This is a genomic window from Corynebacterium tuberculostearicum (assembly GCF_022347385.1).
In the GTDB taxonomy this organism is placed as follows: Bacteria; Actinomycetota; Actinomycetes; order Mycobacteriales; family Mycobacteriaceae; genus Corynebacterium; species Corynebacterium tuberculostearicum_M.
This window is the reverse complement of sequence record NZ_JAKRDT010000058.1, coordinates 1-532: the sequence shown is the minus strand read 5'-3', so window position 1 is coordinate 532 and position 532 is coordinate 1. Positions and strand designations below refer to the sequence as shown.

1 pseudogene is annotated in these 532 nt (G+C 54.1%); it reads right to left on the bottom strand.

The features are described from left to right. Window positions 1-74 precede the first annotated feature (74 nt). Window positions 75-215: pseudogene (locus MHK00_RS12030) on the bottom strand (IS1249 family transposase); the annotation flags it as partial. Window positions 216-532 lie beyond the last annotated feature (317 nt).

Genomic DNA, 532 nt, shown 5'->3' with positions numbered 1-532 from the left:
GGGTTAAACGACAAAATGTGTTGTTTTCCGGCGTGTCGGGGTAAACGACATTTTGTGTTGGTGGACTGCGTGGTTTAGGGCACGTGGCCTTTGCGTATTCCCATAGAGTGGTTGTAGGCACTGTCGAAAGTTGCTGGTCGGCCGTATTCAAGGCCGCTGGTGGCTTGTGTTTCTTGGCTGGCTAGGGTGTCCACTTTGGCATGTGGGTCTGCCCCCTGATGCGTCCACTTTCCTGGGTCGGTCTCTAGCGCGAGTGTCAGTGGCTTTACAGGCGTTCCATCGCCTTCGCTGGCGGATTGGTGCTTGTAGTCCCGTAATTTTGGTGCACACCCCGCTACAGACGGGGCATCGAGGATGATTCTTACTCATCCATTCATCGTGGACCTCAGCGCTTAGCACATCAGCACGCCCCGGGCGGTATTTCAGGTCCGAGGCTGCGTTATCCCTCCGGATAAGTGAAATAATCCTAATATCAGCAGGCTAGGCGGGCTAAACATATAACTTCACCAACACATCCTGTCGTTTAGGCCGG